A 13,545-nucleotide genomic window follows, 5' to 3' on the forward strand; every position below is an offset into this window, starting at 1 on the left:
GTGGCGCAGTTGTCGTTCTACTCCGCCGAGGCCAACCCGCCGGCCAGGGGTGACCTCGCGGGGTTGCTGTGCGGGCCGGGGCGGATCGCCGCGTTCGGCGGTGTCGCCGCGCGCCTGTCGGTCACCGTCGGTCAGACCTGGCGGGGTCGTGCGCTGGTGCGCGCGCTGGCCGACCGGGGTGTCGAGGCGAGCCTGTACACCTGCCCCGAGGGCCTGCTGGTCCGCACCGCCTTCCGGGCCGACCTGAGCGCGCTGGCGGCCGCGTGGAGCAGCGGCGAGGACGGCAAGACCGCGCCGGACGGGCTCACGCTCGGTGGCGGGGCGTTACGACTGTGGGTGCTCGCCGCCGGTGACTGGACCGACGGCGGTTACCGGCTGGCACTGGATCCGCTGGCTCCCGCGACCCACGAGCGGTTGGCTCTCGTTGTCGCCGGCGCCGGCCTGCCCGCCACCCTCCACAGTGGCCGTGACGAGGGTCCGGGCCTGCGAATATCGGGCAGACGCAGGCTGGCTCGGCTGGCCGAGCTGGTCGGCCGGCCGCCCCTGGAGGCCGCCGAGCCGACCTGGCCGGCGGTATCCCGGGTGCGCCAGAGCGCCTGAACGTGTGCTACCCAGGTAACGGGGAATACCCCCTCGACGAAGTGTGCTGGGAAGCACCTGGGGGTAGGTATCACGGACGGCAACGTGCACACTGTCGAGCTGAGAGTGAGCTTGACAAGAGAGCGGGACACGAGTGGCAGGGTCTACGGGGACGAAGAGCGGCGGCACGAACAACGGGGCGCAGCCGCGCCGGCTGGTGATCGTCGAGTCACCGGCCAAGGCGCGCAAGATCGCCTCCTACCTCGGCCGGAACTTCGTCGTGGAGTCCTCACGCGGCCACATTCGCGACCTGCCGCGCAAGGCGGCGGAGGTGCCGGCGAAGTACAAGGGTGAGTCGTGGTCCAACCTCGGCGTGAACGTCGACAACGGCTTCGAGCCCATCTACATCGTCACCCCGGACAAGAAGTCCACGGTCACCGAGCTGAAAGAGGCGCTCAAGACCGTCGACGAGCTCTACCTCGCGACGGACGGTGACCGCGAGGGCGAGGCGATCGCCTGGCACCTGCTGGAGGCGCTCAAGCCCAAGGTGCCGGTCAGCCGGATGGTGTTCCACGAGATCACCGAGTCGGCCATCCGCGCCGCTGCCGAGAACACCCGCCCGCTCGACCAGGACCTGGTCGACGCCCAGGAGACCCGGCGCATCCTCGACCGCCTCTACGGCTACGAGGTCAGCCCGGTCCTGTGGAAGAAGATCACCCGTGGCCTGTCGGCCGGCCGGGTGCAGTCGGTGGCCACCAGGATCGTGGTCGACCGCGAGCGCGAGCGGATGAAGTTCGTCCCCGCCTCCTACTGGGACATCTCCGCCAAGCTCGACGCCGGCGAGGAGGCCGAGCCGCGCAACTTCGGCGCCCGGCTGCTGTCGGTCGACGGCACCCGCCTGGCCACCGGCCGCGACTTCGGCCAGGACGGCCAGCTCAAGTCCGGCTCCACCGTGCTGCGCCTGGACGAGGCCGAGGCCCGCCGGCTGGCCGAGGCGCTGACCGGCGCGGCGCTGGCGGTCTCCAACGTCGAGGAGAAGCCGTACACGCGCAAGCCGTACGCGCCGTTCATGACCTCGACGTTGCAGCAGGAGGCGGGTCGCAAGCTGCGGTTCTCGGCGGAGCGGGCGATGCGTGTCGCCCAGCGGCTCTACGAGAACGGCTACATCACCTACATGCGTACCGACTCCACGACGCTGTCGGAGACGGCGATCGCGGCGGCCCGCGCGCAGGCCCGCGAGCTGTACGGGGACGCCTACGTCTCCCCGCAGCCGCGCCAGTACAACCGCAAGGTCAAGAACGCGCAGGAGGCGCACGAGGCGATCCGCCCGGCCGGTGAGGTGTTCCGCACCCCCGGCCAGGTCGCCGGCGAGCTGGAGTCCGACGAGTTCCGCCTCTACGAGCTGATCTGGCAGCGCACGGTCGCCTCGCAGATGGCCGACGCGCGCGGCACCACGATGAGCGTGCGGATCACCGGCACGGCGGCCTCGGGCGAGGAGTGCACGTTCGCCGCGTCCGGGCGCACCATCACCTTCGCCGGGTTCCTGCGGGCCTACGTCGAGGCGGTCGACTCGGAGGAGGGCGGCGAGGCCGACGACGCCGAGCGCCGGCTGCCGAGGCTGACCAAGGGCCAGGGCGTCACCGCCACCGAGCTCAACCCCGACGGCCACACCACCAGCCCGCCGCCGCGCTACACCGAGGCGAGCCTGGTCAAGACGCTGGAGGAGCTGGGGATCGGCCGCCCGTCGACCTACGCGTCGATCATCAACACCATCCAGGACCGGGGCTACGTCTGGAAGAAGGGCTCCGCGCTGGTCCCGTCGTGGATCGCGTTCTCGGTGGTGGGTCTGCTGGAGCGGCACTTCGGTCGCCTGGTGGACTACGACTTCACCGCCGCGATGGAGGACGAGCTGGACCGCATCGCGGCCGGCGAGCAGCAGCGCACCAAGTGGCTGACCGGGTTCTACTTCGGCGGCGACGTCGGCCCGCAGGGCTCGATCGGCCGGGCCGGTGGGCTCAAGAAGCTCGTCGGGTCCGGTGTGGACACCATCGACGCGCGGGAGATCAACTCGATCCCGCTGTTCACCGACGAGACGGGCAGGACCGTGGTGGTCCGCGTCGGCCGCTACGGCCCGTACCTGGAGCGCGACGGCGAGGGCCCGGACGGCGCCGAGCACCCGCAGCGGGCGAACCTGCCCGAGGACCTGCCGCCCGACGAGCTGAGCGTCGAGCTGGCGGAGAAGCTGTTCGCGACCCCGGTGGAGGGCCGTTCGCTGGGCAACGACCCGGTGACCGGGCACGAGATCCTCGCCAAGGAGGGCCGGTTCGGCCCGTACGTGACCGAGGTGCTGCCCGAGCCGGAGGACCCGAAGGCGAAGAAGGCCAAGCCGCGCACGGGTTCGCTGTTCAAGTCGATGTCGGTGGAGACCGTCGGTCTTGAGGACGCGCTGCGGCTGCTGTCGCTGCCCCGGGTGGTCGGCAACGACCCGGCCAGCGGCGAGGAGATCACCGCGCAGAACGGCCGCTACGGCCCGTACCTGAAGAAGGGCACCGACTCCCGCTCGCTGGGCAACGAGGAGGACATCTTCACCGTCACCCTCGACGAGGCGCTCAAGCTCTACGCCGAGCCCAAGCGCCGGGGCCGGCAGGCCGCCGCGTCCGCGCCGCCGCTCAAGGAGATGGGCAACGACCCGGTGTCCGGCAAGCCGATGGTGGTCAAGGACGGCCGGTTCGGCCCGTACGTGACCGACGGCGAGTACAACGCGTCGCTGCGCAAGTCCGACAGCGTGGAGACGCTGACCGACGAGCGGGCGGCGGAGCTGCTGGCGGAGAAGCGCGCGAAGGGCCCTGCGCCCAAGCGCACCACGCGCAAGGCTCCCGCGAAGTCGACGACCGCGAAGAAGGCCCCGGCGAAGAAGTCCACGGCCCGCTCCAAGGCCTGAGTTCGCGGCCACCGCGCCGCTGCCCGACGATCGGCGGATGGGTACCCGCCGGTTGTCGGTGCTGGCCTATGTCGCGGTGGTCGTGGTCTACCTGGTCGTCGTCCAGGGTGTCGGCCTGCTGCTGACCCGTGGCCGGGACATCGAGTACGCCTCGGCCAGCGGTGTCGACTCGCTGTGGCGGGGCATCACGGTGCCGGTGCTGGCGTCGCTGGTGTGGGTGGCGCTGGTGGTGACGGTGCTGCGGTGGTGGCGCCCGTGTCTGGCCGACGACCGGCCGGTGCGGTCGTGGGTGGTCGTGGTGCCGGTGGTGCAGCTGGTGGCCGTGGTGGCGGTGACCAACTACGGCGGGCTGGCCGAACGGGGTCTGGGGCTCACGGCGTTGCTGCTGGTCAGCACGCTGGCGGTGGGGTTCACCGAGGAGCTGATGTTCCGGGGCCTCGGCGTCACGGTGTTCCGGGCGAACGGGTTCACCGAGGGCTGGGTCGCGCTGTGGACGACGGTGATCTTCGGCCTGGCGCACGCCACGAACCTGGTCAGCGAGGGCAGGTCGGCGCTGGTGCAGGTGGTGGCCGCCGCGCTGTCGGGCTACTTCTTCTACCTGGTCCGCCGCCGCACCGGCGGCCTGCTGGTCCCGGCGCTGGTGCACGGCCTGTGGGACTTCTCGCTGATCTCGGCGACGGTGGTGCCCGGCGAGAGCTGTCCGCTGCCGGTGCTCAGCGTGCTGGTGATCGTCGCGTTGGGTGTCGTGGTGGTGGTCCGGCGTCACCGGATCGAGCCCGCCTGACGTCGGCGTGGCGTTAGTCTCGCCGGGTGAACGGGCACGAGCTGGACCGCCGGGCGGTGGAGGCGTGGTTCCGCCGGCGCGGACTGCCGCTGGTGGTGCGCCAGGACCGGCGCGGGTCGGCGCTGTTGCAGCGGGCGATTCCGGCGCTGGTGTTCCTGCTGACGCTGGACCCGCTGGTGTCGCTGCTGGCGTTGTGGGCCGACCGGCCGCGCGGGGAGCTGGAGGCGCTGCTGGCCAATCCGGCGTTCGTGGTCGGCCAGTTGGTGGTGGTGGCGGTCGCCGCGCTGGTGCTGCCGGCGTTGGTGGCGTGGCTGGTGACCCGGTGGCGGCGCCGGCTGGACGCGTCGGGCCGGCGGGTGCTGGCGATCGCGGTGTTGGTGCTCAACGTGCCGGTGTTGCCGGTGATCGACCGGGCGGTCGGTCTGCGGGACAACGTGTGGGTCAGCCTGACGATCAACGTCGGCGCGACGCTGCTGGTGCTGCTGGCCGTCTACGTGGGCGCCGGTTCGATCCTGGCGTGGGGTCTGCGGCACGCGGTGCGCCAGCTCGGCACGGTGGGCACGATGGCCACCAAGGCGTTGCCGCTGCTGGTGCTGGTGGTGATGTTCGCGTTCTTCTCCACCGAGATGTGGCAGATCGCCGACGCGCTGCCCCGCTACCAGCTGTGGTCGGTGGTGGCGTTGCTCGCCGGGCTCTCGGTGCTGTTCATGATCGCCACCCAGGCCGACGAGCTGCGGGAGATGACCGACCGGGCCAGTGCCGGCGGCCTCGACGACCTGGCCGGCCAGCTGCGCGACACCCCGTTCGCCGGTCTGACCGGCGGCGAGGAGGCGGTCGCGCCGCAGCCGCTGTCGCGGTCCGAGCGGGCGAACGTGACGGTGGTGCTGTTCGTCGCGCAGGCGTTGCAGATCGCGGTGCTGGCGCTGTTGGTGTTCGTGTTGTTCGTGCTGTTCGGGGCGCTGGCGATCCGTGAGTCGGTGGTGGTGTCCTGGTTGGGGGAGGGGCTGGCGTCGGGCCGGCTGTTCGGCATCGAGCTGCCGGTGAGCCGGGCGCTGGTGCAGGTGTCGATCTTCCTGTCGGTGTTCTCCGGGCTGTACTTCACCGCGTCGGCGGCCACGGATCCGCACTACCGCAAGGCGTTCTTCGACCCGCTGCTGGCCGAGGTCAGGACGAGTCTCGCGGTTCGGCAGGTTTATCTCGCCCGGCGGGCCGTTGGCTCCTACCCTGGTATGCGGACCGTCACCGACAGGTAGCGCAGGGAGTACCGCATGACCAACGACGGCACGCAGGACCCAGGACCGCCCCCGGTCGTGGCGGATCCGCTGTCCGGGCTGGTCACCGGCAGTCGTTACGAGGCGGAGCCGGTGACCGTTCGGGTGGTCGAGCCGGCGATGCCCGACATCACGGCGGTCCGCGAGGCGATGGCCGGCATGCTCGACGACGACTCCGAGCTGGATCTCGGTCTGGTCAAGCGAGCCATCGGCGACGAACCGGACATTCCGGCCCAGGCCACGGCGCCGGCCGAGCCGCCGGCTCCGGCGCCTGAGCCGCCCGCCGAGCCAGCCGCCGCGCCGGATCCCGCGCCGACCCCGCCGTTCGGGGTGCCGGCCCAGAAGGCCCCGGAGGGGCCGGCGGGCGCCGCGTCCGCGCCGGGCGCCGTCGAGGGGACCCGCCGGTTGCCGTTCGACTGGCCCCGGCTGCTGCGCCGCCATGAGCCGGTGCCACGCCCGGCGTCGGCCGTCGGCCGGAAATCCTCCGCACCGAGTGTCGCCATCATTTTCTCGCTACTGGTGGTAATCGGCGTTATCGCGATAGTGGTACTGGCTAGTCTGATTGACACTTTGGCGTCAATTTTCAGCTAGTTCTCACTACCCCGAGCAACGGCGAACCCGGCCACCTACTACCGTCCGATCATCCGGACGTGCTCCCGCGCCGGCTACGCTGGTAGGGCGGGATGCGTGGAGATGGGGTGGCTGGGATCAGCGGGGGAACGAGTTCGAACTCGGAAGCCGGTGTCAGGGCACCGGCCGAGTCACACGCGTCGATCACCCACCGCGCGCGCAGCGTGCTCGCCATCCGGGGCTTCCGGAGACTGTGGGGCGTCACCTACCTGTGCAGCATCGGTGACTGGCTGTCGCTGCTGGCGTTGACCGGTCTGCTGACCAAGCTGACCGAGGGCTATCCGGCGCAGAGCTTCGCGTTCGCCGGGGTCGTGCTCACCCAGCTGCTGCCCGGCCTGCTGTTCGCCCCGCTGGGCGGTCTGCTCGCCGACCGGTTCGACCGCCGCAAGGTCATGGTGATCTGCGACGTCCTGCGCTGCGGGCTGTTCCTGTCGATCGTCGTCGTGGGCACCACGTGGTGGCTGTTCATCGGCAACTTCCTCATCGGCTGCTGCGCGATGATGTGGATCCCGTCCAAGGACGCGGCGGTGCCCAACCTGCTGCGCCGGCCCGACCAGGTGGAGACCGCCAGCCAGCTCGGCATGGTGATGACCTACGGCTTCGCCGCGATCAGCGGCTTCGGCCTCTACGCGGCCATCACCGGTATCACCACCAACCTCGAACTCCAGCCCGATCCCGACGGCATGGGCATGGCCAAGATCATCCTGGTCTTCAACGGCCTGCTCTACCTGACCAGCGCGATCCTGGTCGCCACCCGCATCCCGGAGCTGTCGCGGCGCGTGGTGTCACCGTCGGCGCCCAAACAGGACGCCGGCGAGGACAAGCCCGGCTTCCGCGACATGATCCGCGACGCCGCCCGGTTCGTGCGCAGCACACCGCTGGTGCGCGGCCTGCTCGTCGGCCTGATCGGCGCCATCACCGCCGCCGGCGCGCTGATCGGCTCCGCGAAGCTCTACGCAGACAGCCTGCGCGGCGGCGAGTCGACCTTCGGCCTGCTGCTGGTGGCGCTGTTCATCGGCCTGGCCTCTGGCATGGCCGGCGCGCCGAACCTGGCCCGGCGTCTGCCGCACAACCGCCTGTTCGGCATCGCGATCGTGCTCGCCGGCCTGGTGCTGTGCCTGGTGGCGGTGTCCCCGCACCTGGTGGTCTCGCTGGTGACGGTGATGATGATCGGCGCGTGCGCCGGCGTCGCGTTCCTGACCGGCGTGACGATCATCGGCTCGCAGATCGAGGACGCCATCCGCGGCCGGATCAACGCCATCTACCAGTCCCTGATGAAGATCATCCTGGCTGCGTCGATGGGCATCACCCCGGTCCTCGTCGGCCTGGTCAAACCCAGCCGCGTCGACGTCTGGGGCCGCACGATGACCATCGACGGCACCCGCCCCGTGCTGCTGGCCGGCGGCGTGATCGCCGCCGTCGTCGGGGTGATCGCCTACCGCCAGATGGACGACCGTCGCAGCGAACCGATCCTGGCCGACCTGCTGGCCGTGATCCGCCGCAAGCCCCGCCGCTCCACCGGCCTGCTGATCGCGATGGAGGGCGACACCGCCCAGGACACCGCCGTCCAGGCCGACCTGCTGGCCGACTGGCTGCGCCACCCCGGCAACAAGGAGGTCGTCCTCGCCAGCGACCCCTCCCTCGACGACGACCGGCTGCACTCCGTGCTCACCGGCGCCCGACTGACCGGTGCCCGCGCCCACGCCCTGGTGGCGGCGGCGGTCCGCGCCGACATCGTCGAACGCCAGATCGGCCCGGCCCTCGACCGGGGGGCGCTGGTCGTGATGGAACGCTTCGTGGACAGCCCACTGGCACACCTGTCCGCCGCCGCCGGCCTCGACCCGGCCGAGCTGGAGGGCCTGGCCGACTGGGCCACCGCCCGCCTGCGCCCCGACGTCACGATCCTGCTGGACCGCGACCCGAGCCTGCTGACCTCACCCCGCAGCGCGACCCCCGGCCACCACTGGCACGTCCAGCGGGTCCTGACCGAGATGGCCTCGGCCGACCCGGACCGTTACGTCGTCGTGGACGCGGACGGCACACCGGAACAGGTCGCCGTTCGGGTGCGCACGGCCGTCCAGACGGCACTCGCCGGCCGCCGGCTGGCGAACCTGCTGCCCAGCGACAGCCCCGCCCCCGCGACCACTTCAGCGAAGCCCTAGCCCCATACCGCACCGTGTGCGAAAGCGAACCCACGACCCCGCGCTCATCCGCCTCGGCCCGGGGGGACCCCTCGCTCAACACTACAACTCGGCACCGACAGAAAACCGCAGGCGCAGGTGGGTGACCCCGGGCCGGCGGATGGCGCTTGCCGCGCGGTGTGCCGCTCACCCGAGGTGGGCCGGCGGCCGACACGCCGGGGGCGCCCGCGCTGTCGTCACGGCGGGTCGTGGTGGCGAACGTCCCCCGTGGTCCACGTCCGCTTGCGGTGCGTACTCGTCACGCCGGAACAGTCGGTTCCCGCCGCGTGACCGGCCCGACGACCTGGCCCGTCACGCCGCTGACCGCCGAGGCTTCACCGCGCGGGCTCGCCGAGTGGCGGCTCGGCAGCGGGCCGGCGACCGGTCCTGATGTGCCGGGAACTGGTCACACTCACCGGCGGGGTGCTGGTGAGCGCGACCGCCGGCCGGTTGGCCCGCCGCGCCCCTGGCAGGTGGCTGTCGCCAGAACCGGGACCGCCACGGCCGGCGGTTGGTCTTGGTCGCCCGGCCCCCGCCCGGGCCGGCGGGGGCGAAGGTGGAGACTGGGTGGGTGAGTGTCTGGTCGCAGGTGGTGGGTCAGCCGGATTCGGTCGCGGTGTTGACCGCGTCGGCGACCGTGGCCGCGTCGATGGTGGATGGCACGTTCAGCGGGTCGGCGTCGGCGGTGCCGCACGCGTGGCTGTTCACCGGCCCGCCAGGGTCGGGCCGGTCGGTCGCGGCGCGCGCGTTCGCCGCGGCGTTGCAGTGTGAGAGCGGTACGGGGTGCGCCCAGTGCGCCGGGTGCCGCACGGCGATGGCCGGAACCCACGCCGACGTGCACGTCGTGGTGCCGGAGGGCCTGTCGATCTCGGTGGCCGAGATGCGGGCGCTGGTGCAGATCTCCGCCCGCCGGCCGACCGGCGCCCGCTGGCAGGTCGTGATCATCACCGACGCCGACCGGTTGACAGAAGGCGCGGCGAACGCCCTGCTCAAGGCGGTCGAGGAGCCGCCGGAGCGCACGGTGTTCCTGCTGTGCGCGCCGTCGGACCATCCCGAGGACGTGCCGGTGACGATCCGGTCGCGGTGCCGGCACCTCGGCCTGCGCACCCCGTCCGCCGAGGCGATCGCCGAGGTCCTGCGCACCCGCGACGGCCTGCCCGAGGACATGGCGACCTGGGCCGCGTCGGTGTGCGGCGGCCACGTCGGCCGCGCCAGGCGCCTGGCGACCGACGAGGCCGCCCGCCGCCGCCGCGAGTCGGTCCTGCGGATCCCGATGAACCTCTCCCGCATCGCCGACGTCTTCACCTGCGCCGACGACCTCGTCAAGTCCGCCGAGGCCGACGCCAGCGAGGTCAGCGGCACCAGGGACGAGGCCGAGAAGGAGGCCCTCAAAACCGCCATGGGCCACGGCGGCACCGGCAAGGGCACCGCGTCCGCGACCCGAGGCAGCGCCGCCGCCATCAAGGAACTCGAACGCCGCCAGAAATCCCGAGCCACCCGAACCCAACGCGACGCGATCGACCTGGCCCTCGTCGACCTGGCGGGTTTCTACCGCGACGTCCTGATCACCACCGCCGGCTCCCCGGCCACCCTCAACCACCCCGACCGCGCCGCCGACACCCGCCAGGCAGCCACCCGCTGGCCCCCCGACTCCACCCTCAAACGCCTGGAAGCCGTCCTGACCTGCCGCGAAGCGCTGGAACTGAACGTCAAACCCCGCATCGCCATCGAAGCCATGCTGATGACCCTCCACCAGGGCTGACCTCCCCGTCGGGCTCCATCGGTGGTGTGACCGCCGCACCGGGCGCATCCCGCGCCCGCGATCGGCGCCTGCCCCACAGCCGCCGCCCTGCCACCAACGCAAGGTCCGGTGTCCTGCGCTGGCTCCGCTCGCCCGGACATGAACGCAACGCCCGCGAAACCACCCGTGCCCTTCGGCACGAAGGCCTCAACGGCGCCGGCCTGGACGTCGGCGCCCCCTTCGGCGGGGTCAAGCAGTCCGGGCCGACCGCGAGTGCGGCAGCCAGGCATCGCGGAGTTCCAGGAAACTCACAACGATCAGGGGCGCCCCGGCCAGCCCCGACATGGCGGTGTCCTCCGCAGCAAGCTCCCCGCTGTCCCTGCGCCCTGGGGCCGGGCTCGTCCTGGCTGGCCGCGTGAGGCGCGGAATCGCTTTGGCGGCTGGAAGTTCGTGGTGTCGCACGGTTGCCGCAGCTCGCCTGGCGCGGACCGTGGCCCGTGGAATGCCCTGCTGTCCGCGCCACGCGCGATCACTGTCCTCACGTGACCGGGGGTGTCTCGAATCGACCGTGGCCGGCGTCGGCGAGGGGTACCGGGCGTCGCGCCGGGCGCTGCTGCTGGACGACAAGGCCGCTGATGTTCGCCCAGACCGCGCAGCCCGCCTGGCGATGGACGGGACGGCCCCACCTGCCCGGACTCTGCGCCGCTCGGCTCTCTGCGACGACTTCGGCTTCCCCAAGACCGAGGTGCTCGCCCGCGCCTACTGGATCCGGGGCTGGTCCATGGGCACGGTGCGCTCTTCTCGCCCGTAGCGGGATGCGCACATCGCTCATTCGCCGATGCTTGCCGCGCCTTCCCTGAACCGCTCCTCTGTGTTCGGCACCGGCCGCACCTTCCGCGAATGGTCTCCACTCGCGCGCCGACCCTGTGGACAACTCAGCTCTGACCACCCAGACCTGTCACCCTCGCCCGGTAATGTTGAAACCGGGGGGACCCCCGGGGCCCCGAGTTCCAGGGGGATGCGTTCGGTCTGTCTGCCGTTCAGCTTCGACCGGTGTCGTCGGACGTGGGCGCGCTGGTCGACTCCGTCTCGGCCGGGTTCGCCTCGGTGGGCTTCTCGACCCGAGTCGTGTCGGCGGGATTCTCGACAGGCTCCGCATCGGCAAGCTCGACAATCGGTTCCGCGCCGGCCGAACTCGTCTCTGTTGGTTCTGGGTTGGCGGAACTCGTCTCTGTTGGTTCCGGGCCGGCCGAACTGGCCTCTGTTGGTTGCGGGTCGGCGGAACTCGTCTCGGTCGGTTGCGGGTCGGTCGAGTTCGCGTCGGTCGGTTCGGTGTTGGCCGGGTCCGCGTCGGCCCGTGCTGTGTCGGCAGGATCCGCCTCGGTGGGTTCTGCGTCCGTTGGGTTCGGGTCCACCGGGTTCGTGTCGGGCTGCTCCGGGCTGTCCGCGCCCTGGTCGTCAGATTCGGCCCCGGCGGAGTTGGCGGGCTGCGGTTCCGCGGCGGGGCTTGCGACGGTTGGGGTCGAGGTGTCGTCGGTCGGCGTTGCGGTGGCTGGCTCCACCTCGCGTGGTTCCGGGTCAGCGGCCACCGGATCCTCGTCGGGACGTTTCGTGTCGGGCCTCGGCGGCTCGGGGTCGGTGGGTGGGCCGGCCACCGCGCGCCGGGGGAACCGTGTCGCCGGGATGGCGGCGACCAGGACGACGCCGATCAGCAGCATCGCCGTGCCGGTCCAGAACATCGGGACGGTCTTGTACGCCAGCGTCGTGTACGCCAGTCCCGGCGGCTGCTTGCCCTGCGGTGTCGGCGCGGGCGGCGGGGCCGGCTGGCCGGTCGTGCCGCAGACGACGCCGCCGGTGGGGGCGTAGGCGCGGGCGATCTGTTCGCCGAGGGAGACCTGGGCCAGCGCGGAGGGCAGGTTGGGTAGGCCCAGCGCCTGGGTCGGCAGCACCTGGACGTCGAGCATCCTGGCGGTCGCCCCCAGTTGGTGGCCGGGGAACGGGGTGGTCATGGGTTCGCGCTTCTCGTCGAGTTGGGCGACGCCCAGGCGCAGGACGCCGAGGTCGAGGCGGCGGAGGGCGTCGGTGGCGCGTTGCCCGTTGGCGAGCAGGTCGCCGATGACGGGCAGTTGCCCAGGGCCGCCGGGCAGCGGCAGGCCGATGGGGATGTCGACGGTGGGGTTGGCGGCGTCGAGGCCGCCGATGTGCCGGCCGCCCTGCCACACCTCGATCACCGGGGCGACGTAGTGAACCGTGGAGGTCCTGGGGTCGCCGGTGGCGGTGACCTGCAGCGTCGGCTGGCCGACCACCCGCAGTTCGATCGCGAACGGGGTCCCGGCGAGCAGTGTGACGGCCGCCACCTGCAAGGTCGACGTCGCCTGCACGGCCTTGTTCGGCGAGCCAGGAAGGTCGACGAGCCGCACGACCGACCTGGTCGACAGCGTGTTCGGCAGGCTCACCAGCGACCCGGTGCCGTCCGCGCGCGGCGCGCCCTCGCCGGCCAGCACGCCGCCGAGGCTGCTCAGCGGGCCGGCGAGCCGCCGCAGGCCGGCGATGATCTCCTGGTCGGCGCGGGCGTCGAGTCGGGGCGCGTCGAACACGCCGGTCAGGTCGGTGACGGTGGGCAGTGTCGGGATCGCGTTGACCAGCGACAGGCTGGCGACCTCGGTGGACGCGTCGGCGATCGTGCGGACGCACGGGCCGAGGGTGTCGTCCCACTGGGCGTGCACCTGGCCCTGCAGCGCGCTGCCGGTGATCATCGTGTCCAGCGGTGTCCTCGGCAGCGTGAGCCCGCCGTGGGTCGGCCGCGGGTTGTTCGGCGGCGCGGTCTGCGCCAGCGCCCCGGGCGCCTGCGGCGTCGCGCCCTGGACGGCGAGCCCACCCGGCGCGGCCTGGGCGATGGCGTGCTCGAACTCGAGGTAGGACTCGGAGTTGACCTGCGCCGAGGAGATCCCGAACCCGACCTCGACGGCCGGCTGCTTGGGCAGCTTGTCCTCCGCGCCGGGCACGATCGCCCTGGTGGGCACCGAGTTCGGCAGGATCCGCACGATCCCCAGCCCCGTCCCGGCGTCGGCGACCACCCGCCCCGCCGGCCGATCCGCCGCCAGCTCCGACATCTGCGGCGAACTCGGATCGGTCGGCGTCGGCACCGGCGTCGTGATCGGCTGCGCCAACGCCGGCGCCGCCGAGAACACCAGTACGACCGCCACCAGCGGCAACGCCGTCGCGACGAGTGAACGCCCACGCATCCCGGAGTCCTCCCTGCCACGAAGCGAGTCCGTCTCCTCTAACGAGACGGTGCCCTGACAGTGACGCCCGACACTTGGCTACACTGACACCGTTCGCCGCCTTAGCTCAGTCGGCCAGAGCGGCTCACTCGTAATGAGCAGGTCGTCGGTTCGATTCCGACAGGCGGCTCCAGG

Annotated in this window: 8 protein-coding genes and 1 tRNA gene; 8 read left to right on the forward strand and 1 reads right to left on the reverse strand. The window is 71.9% G+C overall.

Going from position 1 to position 13,545, the window contains the following annotated elements; translation table 11 throughout:
• From BLA60_RS25960 to BLA60_RS25990, 7 genes are all read left to right on the forward strand, one after another.
• A complete protein-coding gene (locus BLA60_RS25960) occupies positions 1-600 on the forward strand; it encodes a hypothetical protein (protein WP_075135612.1) in 600 nt (199 codons plus the stop codon).
• A 133-nt stretch (positions 601-733) separates the two neighbouring features.
• Positions 734-3,520 (forward strand): type I DNA topoisomerase, encoded by a 2,787-nt coding sequence (gene topA / locus BLA60_RS25965; protein WP_075135613.1) that lies wholly within the window; start codon positions 734-736, stop codon positions 3,518-3,520.
• A 37-nt stretch (positions 3,521-3,557) separates the two neighbouring features.
• Positions 3,558-4,304 carry a CPBP family intramembrane glutamic endopeptidase gene (locus BLA60_RS25970; protein ID WP_075135614.1) on the forward strand — a complete coding sequence of 249 codons (747 nt, stop codon included), beginning with the start codon at positions 3,558-3,560 and terminating at the stop codon, positions 4,302-4,304.
• Between the two features lie 26 nt (positions 4,305-4,330).
• A complete protein-coding gene (locus tag BLA60_RS25975; protein WP_075135615.1) occupies positions 4,331-5,557 on the forward strand; it encodes a hypothetical protein in 1,227 nt (408 codons plus the stop codon).
• Positions 5,558-5,572: 15 nt separating this feature from the next.
• Positions 5,573-6,166: a hypothetical protein gene (locus BLA60_RS25980; protein ID WP_154814581.1), complete on the forward strand. Its 594-nt coding sequence runs from the start codon at positions 5,573-5,575 to the stop codon at positions 6,164-6,166.
• 92 nt (positions 6,167-6,258) lie between these two features.
• Positions 6,259-8,367, forward strand: a complete 2,109-nt coding sequence (locus BLA60_RS25985; protein WP_075135617.1) for a bifunctional MFS transporter/dTMP kinase — start codon at positions 6,259-6,261, stop codon at positions 8,365-8,367.
• 589 nt (positions 8,368-8,956) lie between these two features.
• A complete protein-coding gene (locus tag BLA60_RS25990; protein ID WP_084735272.1) occupies positions 8,957-10,147 on the forward strand; it encodes a DNA polymerase III subunit delta' in 1,191 nt (396 codons plus the stop codon).
• A gap of 1,019 nt (positions 10,148-11,166) precedes the next feature.
• Here the strand turns inward: BLA60_RS25990 and BLA60_RS45695 are convergent.
• Positions 11,167-13,371 carry a hypothetical protein gene (locus BLA60_RS45695; RefSeq protein ID WP_075135620.1) on the reverse strand — a complete coding sequence of 735 codons (2,205 nt, stop codon included), beginning with the start codon at positions 13,369-13,371 and terminating at the stop codon, positions 11,167-11,169.
• A gap of 95 nt (positions 13,372-13,466) precedes the next feature.
• On the opposite strand from BLA60_RS45695, the gene BLA60_RS26005 reads away from it, so the two are divergent.
• Positions 13,467-13,543 (forward strand) — tRNA-Thr (locus tag BLA60_RS26005).
• The last annotated feature ends 2 nt before the right edge of the window (positions 13,544-13,545 follow it).

The organism is Actinophytocola xinjiangensis (assembly GCF_001921215.1).
Classification (GTDB): domain Bacteria; phylum Actinomycetota; class Actinomycetes; order Mycobacteriales; family Pseudonocardiaceae; genus Actinophytocola; species Actinophytocola xinjiangensis.